The sequence below is a fragment of the Actinomadura sp. genome, from assembly GCF_044508335.1.
Taxonomy (GTDB): domain Bacteria; phylum Actinomycetota; class Actinomycetes; order Streptosporangiales; family Streptosporangiaceae; genus Spirillospora.
On record NZ_JBIQHY010000122.1, the window covers coordinates 1 to 20,357 of the forward strand.

Here is a 20,357-nt window from a genome sequence, read left to right on the forward strand (position 1 = left end):
GCCTCGGCCCCGACGAGGAGTTCCGCGGGGGACTGGCGGCCGTGCTGCGCGGCCTCGGCGCGCAAGGCGCCTAGCGCACCCGGCCCAACGCACCGGGCTCAACGCGCCGGGCTCAACGCACCAGGAGGGACTGCTGCGCGGCGATGGCCTCGGCGGCCCGCCGCACGACCGCGTCGATCAGCTCGCCGCAGCTCGGCAGGTCGTCGATGACGCCGACGACCTGGCCGGACGCCATCACGCCCAGGTCGGGGCGGCCGTCCACCATCGCCGCCTTCAGCAGCATCGGCGTGTTCGCGGCCATCAGCACCTGCGACCACGACAGGTCCTTGCCGTGCTTCATCGCCCTCCCGTCGGCGATCATCGCGCGCCACGACATGCCGGACAGCTTCTTGAACCGGGCGGCGTTGCGCACCGCCCGGGCCAGGCCGCCGACCCGTCCGGACCGCTCCAGCGCGTCGACCAGCTCGCTGCGCAGCACCCGGTGCGGCATGCCGTCCACCTGCCGGGTCACCACGGTCTCGCCGGCATCCAGGTACACCCGCTTGACGGCGTCCGGCACCGGGCTGTCGGACGTCAGCAGGAACCGGGTGCCCATCGCGACGCCCGCCGCCCCGTAGGCGAGCGCGGCGGCGAGGCCGCGCCCGTCGAAGAAGCCGCCCGCCGCGATGACCGGGATGTCGACGGCGTCCACCACCTGCGGCAGCAGCAGCGTGGTGGCGACGGCGCCGGTGTGGCCGCCGCCCTCGCCGCCCTGGACGAGCACGGCGTCCGCGCCCCACCCCGCGACCTTCTCCGCGTGCCGCCGCGCGCCGACGGACGGGATCACGACGACCCCGGCGTCCTTCAGCTTCGCGATCAGCTCCTTCTTCGGGGCGAGCGCGAAGGACGCGACCTTCACGCCCTCCTTGATCAGCAGGTCGATGCGGTCGCTGGCGTCCCCGGCGTCGGCCCGCAGGTTGACCCCGAAGGGGGCGTCCGTGCGGTCCTTGACCTCGTGGATCGCGTCGGCGAGCCGGTCGAGCGTCATCGTCGCCGACGCCAGGACGCCGAGCCCGCCCGCGTTCGCCACGGCCGTGACGAGCTTCGGGCCGGCGACCCACCCCATGCCGGTCTGGACGACGGGGTGCCGCACGCCGGTCAGCCGGGTCAGCGGGGTGTCGAGCAACTGCCCGCTCATGCCTCCGCCCTGCGGGGGGTCGACCCCCCGCGCCCCCCGGTTCGCTCCGCTCATGTCTTCGCCCCGCGGGGGGTCGTCCTCCCGCGCCCCCCGGTTCGCTCCGCTCATGCCGGGACCTCCCGCTCGCGCAGCCCCTTCGGGTCGAGGACCTCGCGCATGATCCGCAGCTCCTCGGCGTCCGGCAGCCGCGTCTCGGGCACCTCGTCCGGAACGGCCAGCTCGAAGCCGGTGGCGGCGACCACGTCCGCGACGCTCACGCCGGGGTGGACGGACCGCAGCCGCATCCGCCGGTCCGGCGTGCCGAAGTCGAGCACCGCGAGGTTGGTCACCACGGCGCGGATCTCGTGCGCGCCCCGGTCCCAGCCGACGCCGCTCACCATGTCGACCTTCTCGGTGAACACCCGCGTCGAGTGCTTCGGCACCCAGTAGCTCGTCGGGTTCAGCAGCGTGTTGCCCGGCCCGCCGCGCACCCCGAGGAGCTGCCGCGCCGGCCGCTCCCAGTCGCCGATGCAGGAGATGTTGGTGTTGCCGTGCGCGTCGATCTGGCTCGGCCCCATCACCACGTGCCGCCGCCCGTTCAGCACGAGCCACAGGTGGTCGCGGAACGGCAGCCAGCCCTCGGCGGTCTCCGCCGTCCTGCCGAGCGGGGCGGGTTCGGCGCTCAGCGCCGGACCGCCGTCCGTCGTCAGCAGATCGGGCGCGAACGTGGCCCGCGCCAGCCGCGACCCCAGCATCGGCACGAAACCGGCCACCGCCGCCGCGACGATCTCGCCGTCGCCCCGGAACAGGTCGGCGCACGCCGCCGCGCACACCTCCGCACGCGTCACATCGCTCATCGGGACTCCTCCCGCCAGGCCCGTACGGCGTCCTGGTAGGCGGCCTCGTCGCCGGCCAGGAACCGCTCGCTGAACTCCGCCCACCTCTCCGGGTCGGCCGCCGACTGCGCGTAGAGCTTCTGGAACCTCTCGTCCCGCCCGGAGTCGGGCGCGCAGTCGGTGAAGTGCGCCCCGTTCGGCGTCTCCACCACGCCCGCCACGTGCGCCCGGCTGATCAGCATCGACTGCAGCGGCCCCTCCTTGGCGAAGTCGGCCGTCTCGACGAGGCGCTCGCACGACACGTACGTCCGGTCGGCGGCCTTCGCGAACAGGTCGTCCATGTACGGGTCGGGGCCGAGGTACTGGGCGTTGCCGCGCGCGTCGGCGCGGTTCATGTGGACGAGCGCCGCGTCCATCCTCAGGGCCGGGACGGCGACGAGCTCGGTCGCGTCCTCGTACGGCGACCGGATCGTCCTCAGCTCCGGGTTGACCCGCAGGACGTCCGAGCCGAGGCCGACCGGGGTGGGCAGGAACGGCAGCCGGTGCGCCGCCGCGTACAGCCCGAACATGAACATGCCCTCGTCGTACTCGGTCAGCTCGATCGCCCCGGACTGCCGCGCCTGCCGGAAGTGCGGCTCCAGCGGGATCGAGTCCATCGTCACGAACGCGGTGACCAGCCGCCTGATCTTGCCGGCGGCGCACAGCAGCCCCACGTCCGGGCCCCCGTACGTGATCACCGTCAGGTCGGTGACGGGGGAGCGCAGGATCGCCCGGACCAGCGCCATCGGCTTGCGCCGCGACCCCCAGCCGCCGATCCCGACGGTCATGCCGCTCTCCAGCGACGCGGCGACCTCGTCGGCCGACATCACCTTGCCGCTCATTCGGCCCCCTTGGCGACGAAGGCGGCGCGGTGCTCGTCGCCCGCGCCGACGAGGTTGAGCTCGAACGTGAAGCCCTGCTCGTAGCGGTAGCTGCGCTTGACGTCGACGGGGTCGATGCCGTTCAGCGATTCCTTGGCCCGCCGGATGACGTACCGGTCCTTGGCGGCGATGGCGGAGGCGACCTCCATGGCCTTGCCGCGCAGCTCTTCCGCCGGGACGACCTCCAGCACCGAGCCGTGGTGGTGCAGCTCCTCGGCCGTGACGTTGCGGCACGTGTAGACCATCGCGCGCATCAGGTGCTGCGGGACGAGCCGGGCCAGGTGCGTCGCGGCGCCGAGCGCGCCCCGGTCCACCTCCGGCAGCCCGAAGTAGGCGTCCCGCGAGGCGACCACGATGTCGGCGTTGCCGGCCAGGCCGACCCCGCCGCCCAGGCAGAAGCCGTGGACGGCCGCGACAACCGGGACCTCGCAGTCGTAGACGGCCGCGAACGCCGCGTAGCACCCGCGGTTCGCGCCGACCAGGGCCGTGTGGCCCTCGGTGCTCTGCATCTCCTTGATGTCGACGCCCGCGTTGAAGCCCCGGCCCTCGGCCCGGAGCACGACGGCGCCGACGTCCGGGTCGCGGCCGGCCGCGGCGACCGCGTCGGCCAGCTCGTACCAGCCCGCGACGGTCAGCGCGTTGACCGGCGGGGCGTCCACGACGATCTCGGCGACCCCGTCCAGGGTCGTGGTGGAGACTCCCATGCGCTACCTTTCCACCAAACATTTGTTAGAACAGAAGGTAGCAGAGGAGGCGGAATGTCACTGACGCTCGACCTGGGCGGCCGGACCGCCGTGGTCACGGGGGGCGTGCGCGGGGTCGGCGCCGGGATCAGCCGCGCCCTGCTGGAGGCCGGCGCCGACGTCGTCGCGGTCGCCCGGCGCGAGCCCGAGACGCTGCCCGAGGGGGGCGGGAGGACGGCGCGGTTCGTCTCGCTGGACGTGCGCGACCCGGACGCGGTGCAGGCGTTCGCCGACGGCCTGGACGGCGTCGACGTGCTGGTCAACAACGCGGGCGGCGCCCCGTACCTGCCGGTCGCCGAGGGGAGCCTGCGCACCCACGTGAAGATCATCGAGCTGAACCTGACCTCGGCGCTGATCATGGCGCGGGCGCTGCGGCCGAAGATCATGGCGCGGGGCGGCGGGTCGGTCGTCAACATCGGCAGCGTCAGCGGGGTGCGCCCGTCGCCCGGCACCGCCGCCTACGGCGCCGCCAAGGCCGGCCTGCACAGCCTCACCGCCTCGCTCGCGGTGGAGTGGGCGCCGCACATCCGGGTCAACGCGCTCATCCTCGGGATGGTCCGCACCGAGCTGTCCCACCTGCACTACGGCGACGAGGACGGCGTCGCGGCGGTGGCCGCGACCGTCCCGATGGGCCGCCTCGCCGTCCCCTACGACATCGGCGCCGCGTGCGCGTTCCTGGCGTCCGACCTGGCGTCCTACGTCACCGGCGCGACGCTGCAGGTCCACGGCGGGGGAGAGCGCCCCGCCTTCCTGGACGCCGCCACCGTGAACAAGGAGGAGTCGCGATGATCTGCAAGGACCGGGTGGTCGCCGTCACCGGCGCCGGGCGCGGGCTCGGCCGCGCGCACGCGCTGGAGTTCGCCCGCCAGGGCGCCCTCGTCGTCGTGAACGACCTCGGCGTCGCGCGGGACGGCACCGGCGACGCCTCCGAAGGCCCGGCCCACGGCGTCGTCCGGGAGATCGAGGCGCTCGGCGGGAAGGCCGTCGCGAGCACCGACGACATCGCCACCGACGAGGGCGCCGCCGCGCTGGTCGCCACCGCGGTCGACGCGTTCGGCGGGCTCGACACCCTCGTGAACAACGCCGGGTTCCTGCGCGACCGCATGCTGGTCAACCTGGGCGAGGACGAGTGGGACGCCGTCATGCGCGTCCACCTGAAGGGCCACTTCCTGCCGCTCAAGCACGCGGCCCGGTACTGGCGGGCGGAGAGCAAGGCCGGCCGCCCCGTGGACGCCCGCGTGATCAACACCTCGTCCGGCGCCGGGCTGCTCGGCAGCGTCGGCCAGGCCAACTACTCCGCCGCCAAGGCCGGGATCGTCGGGCTGACGCTCGTGGCGTCCGCCGAGCTGGGCCGCTACGGCGCGACCGTCAACGCGATCGCGCCCGCCGCCCGCACCCGGATGACCGAGGAGGTCTTCGCGCAGACGATGGCCGCCCCCGCCGAGGGCGAGTTCGACGCGATGGCCCCCGAGAACGTCTCGCCGCTGGTCGTCTGGCTCGGCTCGGCCGGGTCCCGCGACGTGACCGGGCGGGTCTTCGAGGCGGAGGGCGGCAGGATCTGCGTGATGGACGCCTTCCGGCACGGCCCCGCGGCCGACAAGGGCGCGAGGTGGGACCCGGCGGAGGTCGGCGACGTCGTCAAGGGCCTCCTCGCCGAGGCCCCCGCGCCCGAGCCCGTCTACGGCGCGGGCTGAGCGCAGCCGCTTCCCCGCGGCCGTCTCCGGGGCCGCGCCGCGCGGCGGCCCCGGAATGCCGTCCCGGAGCGCGGCGTTGTATCCCGTCGCCGCCCGGAAAATGGATCGCCCCGCGCGGGGCGTCCCGGCTACGGTGCGGAGGTTTGCGGGTGAGCGGGGCCGCGGGCCCGCAACCCTATCCTTGGTGACGGATATGAGGTCGAGTGTGAAACCGCCGCTCGCCGGCCTGCGCGCGCGCCTGCCCGAGCTGATGCTCCGCGATCAGCACCGGCTGCGCCGCCGGATCGACGGCGTCCAGAAGATGCGGGACGCCGCGCGCCGCGCGAAGGCCGCCGAGGAGATCGCCGCCGACGTCGAGGCCGCCGAGCGGCGGGTCGAGCGGCGGCGCCGCGCCGTGCCCGCGGTCACGTACCCGGCCGACCTGCCGGTGGCGCGCAAGAAGGACGACATCCTCGCCGCGGTGCGCGACCACCAGGTCGTGATCGTCGCGGGCGAGACCGGGTCGGGGAAGACCACCCAGATCCCCAAGGTCTGCCTGGAGCTGGGGCGCGGCGTGCTCGGCTCCATCGGGCACACCCAGCCGCGCCGGCTGGCCGCGCGCACGGTCGCCGACCGCATCGCCGAGGAGCTCGGCACCGAGCTCGGCGACGCCGTCGGGTACAAGGTGCGGTTCACCGACCGGTCCGGCGACGACACGCTCGTCAAGCTGATGACGGACGGCATCCTGCTCGCCGAGATCCAGACCGACCGGCTGCTGCGCCAGTACGACACACTGATCATCGACGAGGCGCACGAGCGCAGCCTCAACATCGACTTCCTGCTCGGCTACATCAAGGAGATCCTGCCCCGGCGCCCCGACCTGAAGGTGATCATCACCTCGGCGACGATCGACCCGGAGCGGTTCTCCGAGCACTTCGACGACGCGCCGATCGTGGAGGTGTCGGGGCGCACCTACCCGGTGGAGGTCCGCTACCGGCCCGTCGCCGACCCCGACGACCCGTCCGCCGACCCCGACCGCGACCAGATCCAGGCGATCATCGACGCGGTCGACGAGCTGCGCCGCGAGGGCCCAGGCGACGTGCTGGTGTTCCTCAGCGGCGAGCGCGAGATCCGCGACACCGCCGACGCGCTGACCAAGCACTTCACCCGGCAGAAGACCTCCACCGAGGTGCTGCCGCTGTACGCGCGGCTGTCGTCGGCCGAGCAGCACCGGGTGTTCCAGCCGCACCGCGGCCGGCGCGTCGTGCTGGCCACCAACGTCGCCGAGACGTCGCTGACCGTCCCCGGCATCAAGTACGTCGTCGACCCCGGCACCGCGCGGATCTCCCGCTACAGCCACCGGCTGAAGGTGCAGCGGCTCCCGATCGAACCGGTGTCGCAGGCGTCGGCGAACCAGCGCAAGGGCCGCTGCGGGCGGGTGTCCGAGGGCGTCTGCATCCGGCTGTACTCCGAGGAGGACTTCGAGTCCCGGCCCGAGTTCACCGACCCGGAGATCCTGCGCACCAACCTCGCGTCCGTCATCCTGCAGATGACCGCGCTCGGCCTCGGCGACATCGCCGCGTTCCCGTTCGTGGAGCCGCCGGACCGCCGCAACATCAAGGCCGGCGTCGACCTGCTGCACGAGCTGGGCGCCATCGACCCGTCCGAGAAGGACCCGCGCAAGCGCCTCACCCCGCTCGGCCGCCGCCTCGCCCAGCTGCCCATCGACCCCCGCCTCGGCCGCATGGTGCTGGAGGCCGAGAAGAACGGCTGCGTCCGGGAGGTGCTGGTCATCGCGTCGGCGCTGTCCATCCAGGACCCGCGCGAGCGCCCCGCCGAGCACCAGCAGGCCGCCGACGAGAAGCACCGCCGCTTCGCCGACCCCACCTCCGACTTCCTGGCCTACCTGAACCTCTGGAACTACCTGCGCGAGCGGCAGAAGGAGCTGTCGGGCAGCGCGTTCCGGCGCATGTGCAAGAACGAGTTCCTGCACTTCCTGCGCGTCCGCGAGTGGCAGGACCTGCACGGCCAGCTCAAGCAGGTCGCCAAGGGGCTCGGCATCACGCTGAACACCGCCGACGCCCCGCCGGACCGCATCCACGTCTCGCTGCTCGCCGGCCTGCTGTCGCACATCGGGCTCGTCGACGCCGAGAAGAAGGACAGGCAGCGCCGCGGGCAGGAGTACCTCGGCGCGCGGGGCGCGAAGTTCGCCGTGTTCCCCGGGTCGTCGCTGTTCAAGAAGCCGCCGCGCTGGGTGATGTCGGCGGAGCTGGTCGAGACGTCCCGGCTCTGGGGGCGCATCAACGCCAAGATCGAGCCCGAGTGGATCGAGCCCCTCGCCCAGCACCTGGTCAAGCGCGACTACAGCGAGCCGCACTGGTCGAAGAAGCAGGCGGCCGTCATGGCGCGCGAGAAGGTCACCCTCTACGGGGTGCCGATCGTCGCCGACCGCCGCGTCAACTACGGCCGCATCGACCCGGCCCTGTCGCGCGAGCTGTTCATCCGGCACGCGCTCGTCGAGGGCGACTGGGAGACCCACCACCGGTTCTTCCACGACAACCGCGCCCTGCTGGACGAGGTCGAGGAGCTGGAGCACCGCGCCCGCCGCCGCGACATCCTCGTCGACGACGAGACCCTGTTCGACTTCTACGACGAGCGCATCCCCGAGGACGTCGTCTCCGGGCGGCACTTCGACGCCTGGTGGAAGAAGGCCCGGCGCACCGATCCCGACCTGCTCGGGTTCGAGAAGTCGATGCTCATCAACGAGGCGGCGGGCGGCGTCAGCGAGGCCGACTACCCGGACGTGTGGAAGCAGGGGCCGCTGCGCCTGCGCCTCACCTACCAGTTCGAACCCGGCACCGACGCCGACGGCGTGACCGTGCACATCCCCGTCCAGGTCCTGAACCAGGTCCGGCCGGACGGGTTCGAGTGGCAGGTCCCGGGCCTGCGCGCCGAGCTGGTCACCGAGCTGATCCGGTCGCTGCCGAAGCAGCTGCGCGTCAACTTCGTCCCGGCGCCCGACTACGCCCGCAAGGTCCTCGACCGCGTCGCGCCGCGCACCGAGCCGCTGCTGGACGCCCTGGAGCGCGAGCTCACCGCGATGACCGGCGTGCCCATCGCCCGCGAGGCGTGGGACCCGTCCCGGCTGCCCGCCCACCTGCGCATCACGTTCCGCGTCGTGGACGAGAGGCGCCGCACCCTCGGCGAGGGCACCGACCTCACCGAGCTGAAACGCCGCCTCGCCGGCAAGGTCCGCGGGACGCTGTCGAAGGCGGCGTCCACCGTGGAGCGCTCCGGCCTCACCGAGTGGACGATCGGGGAGCTGCCCCGCACCTACGAGCGGAGGCAGAACGGCTACGACGTCAAGGCCTACCCGGCGCTCACCGACGAGGGCGAGAGCGTCGCCGTCCGCATGTACGAGACGGAGGCCGAGCAGCGCCGCGCCATGTGGCTCGGCACGCGGCGGCTGATCCTGCTGAACGCGCCGTCGCCGGTGAAGCTCATCCAGGGGCGCCTGACCAACCGGGGCAAGCTGGCGCTCAGCCACAACCCGCACGGCTCCGTCGCCGCGCTGTTCGACGATTGCGTCACCGCCGCCGCCGACCGGCTGATCGCCGAGGCGGGCGGCCCCGCCTGGGACGAGGACGGCTTCCGCGCCCTGTACGACCGGGTCCGCGCCGACCTGCACGACGCGACCGCCGAGGTGGTCGGCCTGGTGGAGCGGATCCTCGCCGAGGCCCACGAGGTGGACCGGCGGGTGCGCGGCACCACGAGCCTCACCCTCGTCCCGGCGCTCGCCGACATCCGCGGCCACCTGGGGAGGCTGATCCATCCGGGGTTCGTCACCGCGACGGGCTGGGCGCGGCTGCACGACGTGCCCCGCTACCTGCGCGCCCTGCAGGTCCGGCTCGACAAGCTCCCGGAGAACCCGGGCCGCGACCGGACGCTCGCCCACCAGGTCGACGTGCTGACGCAGGAGTACGAGCAGGCGCTGCGCCGCCTGCACCCGTCCCGCCGCGACGAGGAGCCCGCCCGGCAGATCCGCTGGATGCTGGAGGAACTGCGCGTCAGCCTCTTCGCGCAGCAGCTCGGGACCCGCTTCCCCGTCTCCGACAAGCGCATCCGCAAGGCGATGGCCCAGCTCTGACCGGACGCGCCGGCCCGGGAGCGCCGCCCGGACGAGCATGATCGTGCGCCTGGTATGACTGGATGATGGCGTTGAGGGAGTACTACCCCGCGGTCGAACCGTACGACTCCGGCCTGCTCGACGTGGGCGACGGGAACCGGATCCACTGGGAGACCTGCGGGAATCCCGGCGGCAAGCCCGCGGTGTTCCTGCACGGCGGCCCCGGCGGCGGGGTGCTCCCCGACAACCGGCGGTTCTTCGACCCGTCCAGGTACCGGATCGTGCTGTTCGACCAGCGGAACTGCGGGCGGAGCCTCCCGCACGCCGGCGACCCGTCGGTGTCGCTGGAGCACAACGTCACCCCGCGCCTGGTCGAGGACATCGAACGGCTGCGCGTCCACCTCGGCGTCGACCGGTGGCTGGTGTTCGGCGGAAGCTGGGGGAGCACGCTCGCGCTCGCCTACGCGCAGGCGCATCCGGACCGCGTCACCGAGATGGTGCTGCGGGGCGTCTACCTCGTCCGCCCGCCGGACGAGGCGTGGGGGTTCACCCCGGCCGGGGCGGCGCACCTGTTCCCGGCCGAGTGGGCGGCCTTCCGGGACGCGATCCCGCCTGCGGAGCAGGACGACCTGATGACCGCCTACGGCCGGCGCATCCAGGACCCGGACCCGGCCGTCCACCTCCCGGCGGCCCGCGCCTGGGTGGCCTGGGAGCTGTCGGCGAACACGCTCCGGCCCGTCCCGCCGCCCGAGCTGGACGACGCGACCGTCCTGGCGTTCGCCCGCATCACCCACCACTACATCTCGAACGGCGGCTTCCTCCCCGGGGAGGGGCTCCTCGCGGCCGTCGACCGCATCCGCCGCGTCCCCGCCGTGATCGTCAACGGCCGCTACGACATGAAGACGCCGCCCGACCAGGCGTGGGAGCTGCACCGGGCGTGGCCCGAGGCGGAGTTCCACATCGTCGAGGACGCCGGGCACGGCGGCTCCGAGCCGGGAATCCGGGACCGGCTCATCGAGGCCACCGACCGCTTCGCCGCTCAATGAACGACGAAGTGGGCACCCCCACATCTACCTCCCAAGTCACTGCAGCAACTTCGATCAGTGCGTATGGTTCATTCCATGCCTAACAGCGAAGAGCGCGACAATAGCGGCCCCGAGGGGACGGCCGCGGCTCCCCAGGGCGGCGCGGTCTCCGGAGGCGCGGGGGAGTCCGCCGAGACGGCGGTCGCCCGCATGGGGGACCCGGTCGCGGTCTGGCCGTGCGCCAACTGCGGGCGCCCCGTCCCGCAGCCCGTGGGGGCCGTCCGCGCGGTCCGCTACTGCCAGGACAACGACGGCGTCTGCGCGCGCGAGGCCCGCGAGCGCCGCGACCGCGGCCGGGACGCGCCGGGCCTCACCGGCCAGGTCGCCTCCGCCTGGGAGATGGTCGAGCGGCTGGAGAAGACCGCCGACCTGCTCGCCGAGTCGCTGACTTCCGAGCTGAGCGTCGCCGGCGTCGAGCGCCGCGTCGCCGAGGTGCGCGCCGAGGCCGCCCGCGAGCTCGCCATCGCGCAGAGCGAGCGCGACGCGTCCCAGCGGCGCGCCGAGGAGGCGTGGCAGGAGGCGTCCGCGGCGCGCAAGCGCGCCGACGCGGCGGAAAAGGAGGCCGGGCGCGCCAGGGAGGAGGCCAAGCTCGCCTTCGCCAAGCGCGACGCCGCGCAGCAGGCGTGGGAGGAGGCCCACCAGATCGCCCAGCAGTCGATGACGGCGAAGCTCGCCGCCGAGAGCGAGCGCGACCGCGTCGCCGCGCGCGAGACCGAGCTGCTCGCCGCGCTGGAGGCGGCGCGGGCCGAGCTCGTCGGCCTGCACGCCAAGCTCGCCGAGGCCGAGGGCGCCGCCGAGGCGCAGCGCGTCGAGGCCGCCGTCGCCAAGCAGGGCGCCGAGGACCTCCGCACCGCCATGCGCGACACCGAGGCGCAGCGGCAGCGCGCCATGCAGGCCGCGAGCAAGGCCGAGGCGGAGCGCACCGCCGCGCTGCGCGCCCAGTCCGAGGCCGAGGCGGAGGTCGTCCGCGCCAACGCGCGCGCCGACGAGGCCGCCAAGGAGCGCGACGCCGCCCAGGAGCAGGCGAGGGCCGCGACGGCGGAGCGGGACGAGCTGGCCGCCAAGGTCAACGACCAGGCCGTGCAGCTGCGCCAGCTGTCCCAGTCGGTCGCCGACCAGCAGGCCGCGCTCACCGCGCTCGCCGAGGAGCGCGACGCCGCCCGCGCCGAGGCCGACCGGGCGCGCCGCCAGGTCGACCAGTTCACCCAGGGCACGCTGTCGTCGAACATCCCGCCCGGCGGCCGGATGCCGGGCGGCGGGAGCCCGGCGCCCGCGGGGGGCTTCCCGAACGGCGCCGGGCGGCAGCCCGCCGGGCCGCCGCCGGGCCTGCCCCCGATCGGCGGGCCCGCCGGGCACGGCTCCGTCCCGAACGGGGCCCCGATGCCGCTCGGCGCGCCGCTGCCGAACGCGGCCCCCGCACCGCACGGGACGCCCCCGCACGGGACGCCCCCGCACGGGACGCCGGGCCCGAACGGGACGCCGGGCTCCACCACCGGCGGCCACCCGGCGCAGGGCGGCGAACCGCCGCGCCACGGCCGCCCCGTGAACGGCGTGGACCGCGAGGACCCCCTGTTCGCCGGCCCCTGACACGCCCGGGCGGGCGCCCGCCCGGGCTCAGCCGTACCTGACCGCCAGGAACAGCGCCACCGACGCGACCGCGATGATCACCGCGACGTGGCCGCGCTCCCGCGCCGCGGCCTGGCGCAGCAGGCTGACCCGCCGGCGGCTGAGCCGCAGGTCCGTGACGCTGCGGCGCGCCCGCTCCCAGTGGACGCCCGTGTAGACCGCGAGGGCCGCCAGCGCCAGGATGAGTAAGCCGTCTCCGCTCATGAGCCGTGCCTCCGTATCCGCGGAAGCTCAGATTGAACAGCGGATCCGGCCGCGCCGACAATGCCGGGCGACACATTTCCGCGATCCATGCGGAACCGGACCGGCCCGGCGTGCGGCGGATCGGCGGCGTCAGCGCCCGAAGACCTCCGGGTCGATCTCGATCCAGATCTGCTCGGCGCGGCCCAGCAGGCGCCCGTCCGCGCCGTAGAGGGCCGTGGCGGCGTGCATCTTGCGGCCCTCGCGGCTGCGCGCGAGCCCCAGCACGACGCACTGCTCGCCGGCCTCGGGGACGTCCATCACCTGCGCGGTCATGGTGCCGAGCACCGCCGGGCGGCCCGCCACGTCGAACGACCACCCGCCCGGGCAGTCGAGCGCCGCCCACACCAGCTCCCGCTCGGGGACCCGGTCGGGGACCCACGGCGTCGCGACGGTGCCGTCGGCGACCGGCCCGGGCTCCAGCCGCAGCCCGTCGCCGGGCTCGCGGTCGGGCCCGCACACGAAGCAGCCGGGGAACGGGTGGTTCTCCTGCGCGCGGTACTTCTCCGCCGCCTCCACCGCCCGCTCGAACGGCACGGGCGGGATCGGCGGCACGACGATCGCCCCCGCGAGCGCCTCCGCGATCAGCCGCTCGCCGTCCCACAGCCGCGCGCTGTGCCCCCGCTCGTCCTCCACCGTGACCGTCAGCTCTGTGTCCAGCGGCGGCGGCTGCCGCAGCGTGACCGTCACCGTGTCGATCGGCACCCGCCCCGCGAGCCTGCCCGCGACGTATCCGCCGTTCCCGGACCCGTCCGGCCCGTGGAATCGCGCCTCAATGATCATTTGCGCCCCCGTACCCACACGCACCTCACCAAAACGGCATAGATCCTATTGTCCCCCGCCGACACCCCGCCCCCCAGGGGTGGAACGACGCTACACGGCCCGCGACGGCTGCGGGCGGCCGGGGCGTGTGGTGAAGAAGACCGAGAGGGAGCCTTGCAGGCGGGCGCGGACGGTCTCCTCGTCGACCGGGCCGTCCGCCGGGACGGGGGTGCGGTCGAGGGCGCGGGCGATGAGCAGGTCGACGTTGCGGTCGGCGACCAGGACGGAGCACGTGTCGCACGCGTACCACGGATAGAGCATGTTGAGGACGGCCACGGCGGTGTCGTCGTCCGACAGGTCCGTGGTGTCGAGTTCGACCTCGAACATGTCGGTGTCGTCGGGGTCGAGCGTCGGGTAGTAGAGCCAGCTCGGCCCGGACGCCCCGCAGAAGTCGCAGCCCGGCTCCCTGGGAAGGGGCTCGCCGACCGCCAGCTCCAGCTCGTGGTCCCACGGCTCGACCCGCCGGTTGTGGCGGTAGCCGACCCCGTCGAGCGAGCCCTCGCGGTTGTGCGTCACGTCGTGCACTTCGCCGCCGCAGCGGGCGCACATGAGGCCGATGTCCTCCATGTCCCCCTCCAGATCGCTGAGGCACCGGATCTCACAGTATCCGGCCGGACGCCTCCCTCGTACCGGACGGCGATTCTCGGGTACGTTGAAGATCGTCAGACGCGCCGCCCCGGCGATCCCGGCCCTCCGCGTCCCCGCACGCCGCACACCGCCTGCGTGCCCCCATGCCGAGTGTTCGAACGGGAGGTTCCGTGTCCGACGTCGTGCTGAACGCCGACAAGATCGACCTGGTCCGGGAGCGGCGGCTGCTGCTCGACCGCGTCACGATGACCGTGCTGCGCGGCGAGCACTGGGCGCTCATCGGCCCGAACGGCGCGGGGAAGAGCACGCTGCTCGGCATCCTCGGCGCCTACACGCACCCGACGCGCGGGACGGCGGAGATCCTCGGGCGCAGGCTCGGCCGGGTGGACGTCCATTCGCTGCGGCCGCTGATCGGGCAGGTCAACCCGCGGCACCCGCTGGAGTCCGCGCGGACCGTCCGGGAGATCCTCCTGACCGGCGTCACCGGCACCATCGAGCTCGTCCCGCGCTGGACGCCGTCCGCGGAGGACCTGCGCCGCGCCGACGAGCTGATGGAGCTGATGGGGCTGGCGGCGCGCGCCGACGCCCGCTGGCCGACCCTGTCGCAGGGGGAGCGGGGCCGGACGCTGATCGCGCGGGCGCTCATGCCGGACCCGGCGGTGCTGCTGCTCGACGAGCCCGCCACCGGCCTGGACGTCGCCGCCCGCGAGCGGCTGCTGGCCAGCATCGACCAGCTGCGCGCCGACCGGCCCGACCTCACGACCGTGCTGGTCACGCACCACCTGGAGGAGCTGCCCACGAGCACGACCCACGCCCTGCTGCTGCGCGAGGGGCGGGTGCTCGCCTCCGGGCCCGCCGGCGAGGTCATCACGACGGAGCTGGTCAGCGAGTGCTTCGACCACCCGATCACGATCACCCGGCACAACGGCCGGTGGGCGGCGACCGCCGGACCCGCCTAGCCTCCCGCCGGACGCCCGGCTAGGCGCCCGCCACGCGGTGGGCGGCGAGGTGGGCGAGCACCGACTGGTTCGCCTCCCAGCCGTCCGGGAACTTCACCGGCACGCCGAGGTGCACCGGCTCGGCGGACGGGTGCGCGTCCAGCAGCTCGGGGATGCCCGCCCGCGCGACCACCACGCACGCGTGCCGGTGCCGCGACGTCAGCACGCACAGCCGCCCCGACTCCAGGTGGAACGCGGTGGCGTCGCGGCGCCCCGACAGCGGGTGCAGGACGACCGTCACGTCGTACTCGCGGCCCTGCAGCCGGTTCGCGGTGTCGACGGTGATGCCGGCGCCGTGCGGGCCGAGCGCCGCGCGGATCGCGGCGACCTGGTCGCGGTGCGCGGCGCCGACCGCGACGCGGGCCGCGTCCACCGGCGCCGCCCCGCGCTCGGAGTGGGCGACGGGACCGCGCTGCAGCAGCCGGACGGCGAGCGCCGCCGTCGCGCGGACCGCCTCGGCGTCGGTGCGCAGCGTGTGCCGCGCCGGCAGCTCGTAGAGGGCCCAGCCGGTCGCCGCGGCCTCCTCCAGCGCCCGGTCGTAGGCGGTGCCCATGCCGCGCGCGCCGAACTCCAGCCGGCGGTCGCCCGGCTCCGTCCCGGCGCGGAACCCGGTGAACGGGTAGAACGCCCGCGACACGACGGGCGCCGCCGACGCGGGCAGCCGCCACGACACCGGCAGCCGGTGGACGGGCAGGTCGGGGTTGTGCGCGAGCAGCACGGACACGGCGCTGCGCATCGGGTCCCACGTGAGGCCCGCCCAGCGTTCGACCTCGACCGTGGAGAACGGGTCGAGCTGCCCGGGGTCGCCGACGAACAGCGCCCGCTCGAACCGCCCGGCGATGCGCAGCAGCATGTCCGAGCGCATCTGGTACGCCTCGTCGACGATCGCCCACGGCCACGAGCCGTCCGAAAGCGTCGCCCACTTCGCCGCGGTCGCGATCACGATCGCGTGCTCGGCCAGGTCGCCGGCCTTCTGCGCGACCCGCACCCGGGGGTGCGCCAGCACGCGGTCGGACGGCGTGTACTGCGACGCCGACAGCCGGCCCACGGTGATGCCGGGGTGCCCGGTCGCGATGCGCTCGATGAGGTCGTCGACCTGCTCGTTGGTCTGCGCCACGATCATCAGCCGCTCGCCGGCCCCGGCCAGGTGCGCGGCGGCGCGGACGACCAGCGTCGACTTGCCCGCCCCGGGCGGCGAGTCGACCACGACGCCGCGGTGCCCGCCCGCGAGATCGGACAGGACGCCGTCGACGACCCGCGCCGCGGCCTCCGACGGGTCGAGTCCGTCGGCCGGCACCGGCACCGGGCGGCGGCCCGGGTGCCCGCTCACGACCATTCCTCCGCGGCGTCCTCGTCGGTCGGCGCGTACTCGCCGGGCGGCCCGCCGTGCGTCCACGGCGTGTCCTCCCGGTCGGGGAACTTCGCCGCGCCGAACGAGCCCTCGGTCAGCGAGGTGAAGCAGACCCGGTCGCCGACCCGCGGGACGGCGCCCGGCTCCGGGGTGAGCTTGCGGCCCATCCCGCCGGTGAGCTCCAGCAGCACGGACCCGTCGCCGATCTCCACGATCCTCCCCTTGAGCGCGGGCCTCGCCGCGTTGCACACGGTCGTCCCGGCGTCGAGCCGCACCGGGTCCTCGGTGCCGACCCGCAGCAGCGGGCGCAGCTTCGGCCGCTTGCCCGTCTCGTCCAGCCGGGCGGGGTCGCACTCGGTGACCGTCCCGCCGAACGCCCGGCCGTCCAGCCGGTGCTCGGCCATGACCAGCGGGTCGTCGAACGCGCGCTGCGCGTCGTAGGCGTCCTGCGCGCGTTCGAGGTCGTGCAGCCGCCGCGCCGCCCGGACGGGCGGGTCGCGGCGCGCCTGAGGATACGCCTCGCCGAACGTCTGGTGGTAGTGGGTGAAGGCGTCCCGGTCGCGCTCCCAGCGGCGCGGCACGCTGGCCCCCTCGGGCAGCGCGCGCAGCAGCCCGACGGCCCGCCACATCAGGTCCCACGTCGGGGCGAGCTGGCCGGCGAGGACGCTCCTCAGCCGCTCCTCGGCGCGCGAGCCGCGCCCCGCCCGGTCGTAGGCGGCGATCGCCGGGGCGAGGACCTCGTTGTCGAACGTCGGGTCGGTGGTGGGCCCGGCGGGCGGGCAGAGCACCGGGTCCTCGGCGCGGGCCGCGGCGGCCGGGCCGTCCATGCCGTCCGGCGGGTCGATCCAGCCCATCAGCGCGGCGAGGTTGCCGTCCTCCAGCGAGCTCTGGCCGGTCGCCCAGTGCAGCCGCAGCGCCTCCGTCATCGCCAGCAGCAGCGACGAGCCGGGATGGTCGTGCCGGTCGGCGAACCACGTCAGCCAGCGGCCGAGCACCGGCACCGCCGGGTCGACCGCGTACGGGCCGTCGGTGCTGCGGAACCGCGTCGACCGGCCCATCAGCCGCAGGAACGCGACGCCGCCCCGGTTCGGGACGAGCAGCTGCGGCGCGTCCCCGTACCGGATCCGCTTCTCGCCCTCCTTGCCGGGCGGCAGCTCCTCCACCTCGCCCCGGCTCGTCTCGATGTGGTTCAGCACGAGCTCGGCGAGGTCGGCGGCGAACGCGAACCGCAGGTCGCGGTTGCGCGGCTGCGGCACGACCAGCAGGGTCGCGTCGTCCGGGGCGCTGCCGGCCATGACGGCGAGCGGCGCCGCCGCCTCCCCGGCGAGCTTCAGCGGGACGAGCACCAGCGGCGCGTCCGGGATGTGGCAGTGCCGCACGGTCGCGAGCGGCTGCGCGGCCCCGGCCGCCACCGCCTGCAACCGCGCGAGCGAGGACAGTGCGCTCATGAAGCGATCACGCCGCCCCGCCCAGCGCCCCGCCCAGCGCCCCGCCCAGCGCCTCGGCGCGCAGCCGGGCCGCCGCGCGCAGCTGCTCGGCCGTCTCGGCCAGGTCGTCGGACGGCTCCAGCGAGCCGTCCGCCAGCGCGAGCGCCGTGCCGACCGTGTCGACGCCGCCGAGGTCGTCGCGGACGGACCGGCCGAGCGCCCCCGTCGCGCCGCACGCGCGCGCCTCGTCCCGGCAGAACAGCGCCATCTCGCAGCCCGACAGGCACTCGGGCGAGTACCGGGCCTCGACCGCCCGGACAGACGCCGCGAGCGTTCCGCCGATCTCGAAGCTCAGATCGGCGGGCAGCTCCGCCAGCAGCGCGTCCACGCGGGTGAGGCGCGCGAGCTGCCGTTCGAGCACGGCGAGCTGCGGCCGCACGTCCAGCGGCGTCGCCGTCGGCCGGTTGGAGAAGTTCTCCGGGCAGACCAGGAACACGTCGTGCGACACGCGCGCCGGGTCGTGCCCCAGCTCGGCCACCAGCCGGCGCAGCGCCAGCACGTACACCGCCGACTGCCGGGCCGCCGCCGCGACCTGCTCCGGCTCGGCCTGCCCGTCCACGACGGCGAACGACTTGATCTCGATGACGTGCAGCCGGCCGGCGAGCTGGAACGCGATGACGTCCGGCTCCAGATAGGCCGGGCACCCGGCGATCTCCAGCCGCAGCAGCGGATGGTCGAACAGCGTGCCCTCGCCCGACTCCAGCGCGCGGGCGAGCAGCCGCCGGGTCCGCGAGTGGCGCAGCTCCCGGCCCTCGTTGCCCGCGACCACCTCCAGGTCGTCGTAGGCGACCTCCGGTACGTCGAGGCCGAGCCGGTCGCGCAGCAGGGTCAGCAGCTCCGCGCACCCGTCCGCCTTCACCTGCGCCTCGAACGCGTTCCCGCGCGTGATCGCGAACTGCGACTGCCCGAACGGCGCGGGGAACCCGAGGGCCCGCGCCACCGCGTCCTTGTCTACGCCCGCCGCGTCCATCACCCCGCGGCGGGCGCAGCCCGGATTGGACGTCAGCGCGGCGATCGTGCGGGCGTCGTGGTTGCGCGGGGGAGTGGCGCCGCGCAGCCGGTCCAGATCCGGTGCGGTGTCGGTCATGGGTCCGTCTCTCCGTTGCTGGCAGGGCGGCGCCCGGAGCCGCGGACGGCGCGCAGCCGGCTGCCGAACAGCCGCTCCGCGTCGTCGAGCCGCTCCCGGGCGCGGGCCGCGGCGGCCTCGCGGCGCCGCCGGTCGGGTTCGCGGTGGACGTCCAGCTCGGCCCGCGCGGCCGCGGCGAGCCTGGCCGGCTCGGCCGTACCGACCGTACCGGTGACCGCGCCGGGAATGTTGGACGCGAAACGCCACAGCAGCCGCTGCACGTCCGGGGACGGCGTCCCGCCCCCGCGCGCGGCGTGCTCGGCGAGCCGCACCGCGGCGGTGAGGAAGTCGGTGCGCGGGCTGAGCGGGCCGACGATCCGCTGCTCCAGCGGCCAGGTGCTCACGGTGAGCAGCCCGCGCGCCGGAGCGAGCAGGTCGGCGGTCAGCGCGGCGCACAGGTAGTACGGCCGCGCGTAGGGGGCGGTGCGGAAGGAGCGCTCCTCGTCGCGGCGCAGGCTCGTCAGCCGGCTCCCCGGGATCTCGCCGGGGAAGAACGCCGCGTACACCGACCCGATCAGCTTGGGCGCGGCCGGCGCGCCGAGGAGCGTCAGCGCCTGGTGGACCTGGTCGCGGACGGGCAGCAGCCCGCGCTCCCCGCCGGCGCGGGCGGCGGGCGCGGGCGCGCCGAGGACGGCGTCGTCCCACGCCCTCTCGGTCGCGCGCAGCTCGGCGCGCAGCCCGCGGGCGGCCCCCCGGTCCCCGGCCGCCATGGCCCGCCGCACGGCGGCGCGCAGCTCGGCGATGCGCGTCTCCAGCTCGTCGGGGGTCGGGACGCCGGGGGACCGGGACATGCCGCAGACAGTACAGGTGCTTCCGGACAGTTCCAGAGTTTTCCAGTCTTGGGGGACGAGACGGTCGGCCGGGGCGGTCAGCGCGGCTTGCGCCATGCGATCGAGTACCGCCACAGCAGGTGCCGGCGGAACACGGCGCCGGGCAGCAGCCGCAGCGCCTCGTCGCGCACCTCGCCCCAGGTCATCGCCGGGTCGGCGAGCGGGGCGCCGGGCTCGCCCGCGCGCCGCCGGTTGCGCAGCCGGTGGACGTGGTGCGCCGGGAGGCCGAGCCCCGAGAACGCCCAGTCGCGCAGGCCCCGGTTGTTCGCGAGGCCGACGACGACCAGGCTCCCGCCGGGGCGGAGCGCGTCGCGCATCGCCGCCATGCCCTTGGTGAAGTCCACGTGGTGGATCGCGGCGACGCTGCAGACGAAGTCGTAGTGGCCCGCGGGCAGGTCGTGCTCAAGGAGCCCGGCCTCGACGAAGTCGACGTTGCCGATCCCCTCGCTGAGCCGCCTCGCCCTGGCGACCATCTCCGCCGACCGGTCCAGCCCGGTGACGTGCGCGGCGCGGGACGCGAGCCGCCGGACGAGCAGGCCGTCGCCGCAGCCCACGTCCAGCGCCTCGCCGCACCCGCGCGGCACGCCGCGCAGCACGAGGCGGTGGTAGTGGGTGTTGTGGTTCCAGTAGTCGTCGGTCATCCTCACCGCCGCAGTCGGGAGCGCGGGCGCGGCGTGCGGGGCCGTCCCTCCCTCGCGGGTCAGACATCCCTGGAGGTTGGATGTCAAGCGGCGAGGTCGTGGTGGTGGT

At 74.8% G+C, this 20,357-nt stretch carries 18 protein-coding genes; 6 read left to right on the plus strand and 12 right to left on the minus strand.

From position 1 onward, the window contains the following. Positions 1-112: 112 nt before the first annotated feature. From ACIWVC_RS28910 to ACIWVC_RS28925, 4 genes are all read right to left on the minus strand, one after another. Positions 113-1,177 carry an NAD(P)H-dependent flavin oxidoreductase gene (locus ACIWVC_RS28910; RefSeq protein WP_396451417.1) on the minus strand — a complete coding sequence of 355 codons (1,065 nt, stop codon included), beginning with the start codon at positions 1,175-1,177 and terminating at the stop codon, positions 113-115. A gap of 104 nt (positions 1,178-1,281) precedes the next feature. Further along, positions 1,282-2,013: a CoA-transferase subunit beta gene (locus tag ACIWVC_RS28915; RefSeq protein ID WP_396451419.1), complete on the minus strand. Its 732-nt coding sequence runs from the start codon at positions 2,011-2,013 to the stop codon at positions 1,282-1,284. Next, complete coding sequence (locus ACIWVC_RS28920) at positions 2,010-2,873, minus strand: CoA transferase subunit A (protein ID WP_396451420.1); 864 nt, start codon at positions 2,871-2,873, stop codon at positions 2,010-2,012. The genes ACIWVC_RS28915 and ACIWVC_RS28920 overlap by 4 nt, the downstream gene beginning before the upstream one ends. Then, positions 2,870-3,616, minus strand: coding sequence for an enoyl-CoA hydratase family protein (locus tag ACIWVC_RS28925; protein ID WP_396451421.1), 747 nt, complete (start codon positions 3,614-3,616; stop codon positions 2,870-2,872). Before ACIWVC_RS28925 ends, ACIWVC_RS28920 begins: the two co-directional genes overlap by 4 nt. A gap of 54 nt (positions 3,617-3,670) precedes the next feature. Here ACIWVC_RS28925 and ACIWVC_RS28930 point away from each other — a divergent pair, with 54 nt between their 5' ends. From ACIWVC_RS28930 to ACIWVC_RS28950, 5 genes are all read left to right on the plus strand, one after another. Next, positions 3,671-4,444 (plus strand): SDR family oxidoreductase, encoded by a 774-nt coding sequence (locus ACIWVC_RS28930; RefSeq protein WP_396451422.1) that lies wholly within the window; start codon positions 3,671-3,673, stop codon positions 4,442-4,444. Continuing rightward, positions 4,441-5,349 (plus strand): SDR family oxidoreductase, encoded by a 909-nt coding sequence (locus ACIWVC_RS28935; protein ID WP_396451423.1) that lies wholly within the window; start codon positions 4,441-4,443, stop codon positions 5,347-5,349. Before ACIWVC_RS28930 ends, ACIWVC_RS28935 begins: the two co-directional genes overlap by 4 nt. 193 nt (positions 5,350-5,542) lie before the next feature. Next, positions 5,543-9,475: an ATP-dependent RNA helicase HrpA gene (gene hrpA, locus ACIWVC_RS28940; protein WP_396451424.1), complete on the plus strand. Its 3,933-nt coding sequence runs from the start codon at positions 5,543-5,545 to the stop codon at positions 9,473-9,475. A gap of 71 nt (positions 9,476-9,546) precedes the next feature. Next, on the plus strand, positions 9,547-10,500 hold the full coding sequence (gene pip, locus ACIWVC_RS28945; protein WP_396451441.1) for a prolyl aminopeptidase: 954 nt from the start codon (positions 9,547-9,549) through the stop codon (positions 10,498-10,500). A 75-nt stretch (positions 10,501-10,575) separates the two neighbouring features. Further along, positions 10,576-12,126, plus strand: coding sequence for a chromosome segregation ATPase (locus ACIWVC_RS28950; protein WP_396451425.1), 1,551 nt, complete (start codon positions 10,576-10,578; stop codon positions 12,124-12,126). 27 nt (positions 12,127-12,153) lie between these two features. Here the strand turns inward: ACIWVC_RS28950 and ACIWVC_RS28955 are convergent, their stop codons facing one another. The 3 genes from ACIWVC_RS28955 to ACIWVC_RS28965 all read right to left on the minus strand — a co-directional run bounded on the left by ACIWVC_RS28955 (position 12,154) and on the right by ACIWVC_RS28965 (position 13,794). Then, the gene (locus ACIWVC_RS28955; protein WP_396451427.1) at positions 12,154-12,369 is read right to left on the minus strand and encodes a hypothetical protein; all 216 of its coding nucleotides are present in this window, start codon (positions 12,367-12,369) and stop codon (positions 12,154-12,156) included. A gap of 129 nt (positions 12,370-12,498) precedes the next feature. Then, the gene (locus tag ACIWVC_RS28960) at positions 12,499-13,188 is read right to left on the minus strand and encodes a hypothetical protein (protein ID WP_396451429.1); all 690 of its coding nucleotides are present in this window, start codon (positions 13,186-13,188) and stop codon (positions 12,499-12,501) included. A gap of 90 nt (positions 13,189-13,278) precedes the next feature. Continuing rightward, positions 13,279-13,794, minus strand: a complete 516-nt coding sequence (locus ACIWVC_RS28965; protein WP_396451430.1) for a hypothetical protein — start codon at positions 13,792-13,794, stop codon at positions 13,279-13,281. 191 nt (positions 13,795-13,985) lie between these two features. Here ACIWVC_RS28965 and ACIWVC_RS28970 point away from each other — a divergent pair, with 191 nt between their 5' ends. Continuing rightward, positions 13,986-14,774, plus strand: coding sequence for an ABC transporter ATP-binding protein (locus ACIWVC_RS28970; protein WP_396451432.1), 789 nt, complete (start codon positions 13,986-13,988; stop codon positions 14,772-14,774). Between the two features lie 19 nt (positions 14,775-14,793). Here the strand turns inward: ACIWVC_RS28970 and ACIWVC_RS28975 are convergent, their stop codons facing one another. The 5 genes from ACIWVC_RS28975 to ACIWVC_RS28995 form a co-directional block, all read right to left on the minus strand. After that, a complete protein-coding gene (locus ACIWVC_RS28975) occupies positions 14,794-16,143 on the minus strand; it encodes an AAA family ATPase (RefSeq protein WP_396451434.1) in 1,350 nt (449 codons plus the stop codon). Next, on the minus strand, positions 16,140-17,612 hold the full coding sequence (locus ACIWVC_RS28980) for a hypothetical protein (protein ID WP_396451435.1): 1,473 nt from the start codon (positions 17,610-17,612) through the stop codon (positions 16,140-16,142). The genes ACIWVC_RS28975 and ACIWVC_RS28980 overlap by 4 nt, the downstream gene beginning before the upstream one ends. A gap of 7 nt (positions 17,613-17,619) precedes the next feature. After that, positions 17,620-18,738 (minus strand): hypothetical protein, encoded by a 1,119-nt coding sequence (locus ACIWVC_RS28985; protein ID WP_396451437.1) that lies wholly within the window; start codon positions 18,736-18,738, stop codon positions 17,620-17,622. Continuing rightward, entirely contained in the window at positions 18,735-19,568 is an 834-nt protein-coding gene (locus ACIWVC_RS28990) for a hypothetical protein (RefSeq protein ID WP_396451438.1), read from the minus strand. The genes ACIWVC_RS28985 and ACIWVC_RS28990 overlap by 4 nt, the downstream gene beginning before the upstream one ends. A gap of 77 nt (positions 19,569-19,645) precedes the next feature. After that, positions 19,646-20,248 (minus strand): class I SAM-dependent methyltransferase, encoded by a 603-nt coding sequence (locus ACIWVC_RS28995; RefSeq protein ID WP_396451439.1) that lies wholly within the window; start codon positions 20,246-20,248, stop codon positions 19,646-19,648. Positions 20,249-20,357 lie beyond the last annotated feature (109 nt).

Bases quoted from the DNA above. Each gene is read 5' to 3' on its own strand.
- ACIWVC_RS28910 (WP_396451417.1), bottom strand. From the start codon at position 1,177: ATGAGCGGGCAGTTGCTCGACACCCCGCTGACCCGGCTGACCGGCGTG.
- ACIWVC_RS28915 (WP_396451419.1), bottom strand. From the start codon at position 2,013: ATGAGCGATGTGACGCGTGCGGAGGTGTGCGCGGCGGCGTGCGCCGAC.
- ACIWVC_RS28920 (WP_396451420.1), bottom strand. From the start codon at position 2,873: ATGAGCGGCAAGGTGATGTCGGCCGACGAGGTCGCCGCGTCGCTGGAG.
- ACIWVC_RS28925 (WP_396451421.1), bottom strand. From the start codon at position 3,616: ATGGGAGTCTCCACCACGACCCTGGACGGGGTCGCCGAGATCGTCGTG.
- ACIWVC_RS28930 (WP_396451422.1), top strand. From the start codon at position 3,671: ATGTCACTGACGCTCGACCTGGGCGGCCGGACCGCCGTGGTCACGGGG.
- ACIWVC_RS28935 (WP_396451423.1), top strand. From the start codon at position 4,441: ATGATCTGCAAGGACCGGGTGGTCGCCGTCACCGGCGCCGGGCGCGGG.
- hrpA (WP_396451424.1), top strand. From the start codon at position 5,543: ATGAGGTCGAGTGTGAAACCGCCGCTCGCCGGCCTGCGCGCGCGCCTG.
- ACIWVC_RS28950 (WP_396451425.1), top strand. From the start codon at position 10,576: ATGCCTAACAGCGAAGAGCGCGACAATAGCGGCCCCGAGGGGACGGCC.
- ACIWVC_RS28955 (WP_396451427.1), bottom strand. From the start codon at position 12,369: ATGAGCGGAGACGGCTTACTCATCCTGGCGCTGGCGGCCCTCGCGGTC.
- ACIWVC_RS28960 (WP_396451429.1), bottom strand. From the start codon at position 13,188: ATGATCATTGAGGCGCGATTCCACGGGCCGGACGGGTCCGGGAACGGC.
- ACIWVC_RS28965 (WP_396451430.1), bottom strand. From the start codon at position 13,794: ATGGAGGACATCGGCCTCATGTGCGCCCGCTGCGGCGGCGAAGTGCAC.
- ACIWVC_RS28980 (WP_396451435.1), bottom strand. From the start codon at position 17,612: ATGAGCGCACTGTCCTCGCTCGCGCGGTTGCAGGCGGTGGCGGCCGGG.
- ACIWVC_RS28985 (WP_396451437.1), bottom strand. From the start codon at position 18,738: ATGACCGACACCGCACCGGATCTGGACCGGCTGCGCGGCGCCACTCCC.
- ACIWVC_RS28990 (WP_396451438.1), bottom strand. From the start codon at position 19,568: ATGTCCCGGTCCCCCGGCGTCCCGACCCCCGACGAGCTGGAGACGCGC.
- ACIWVC_RS28995 (WP_396451439.1), bottom strand. From the start codon at position 20,248: ATGACCGACGACTACTGGAACCACAACACCCACTACCACCGCCTCGTG.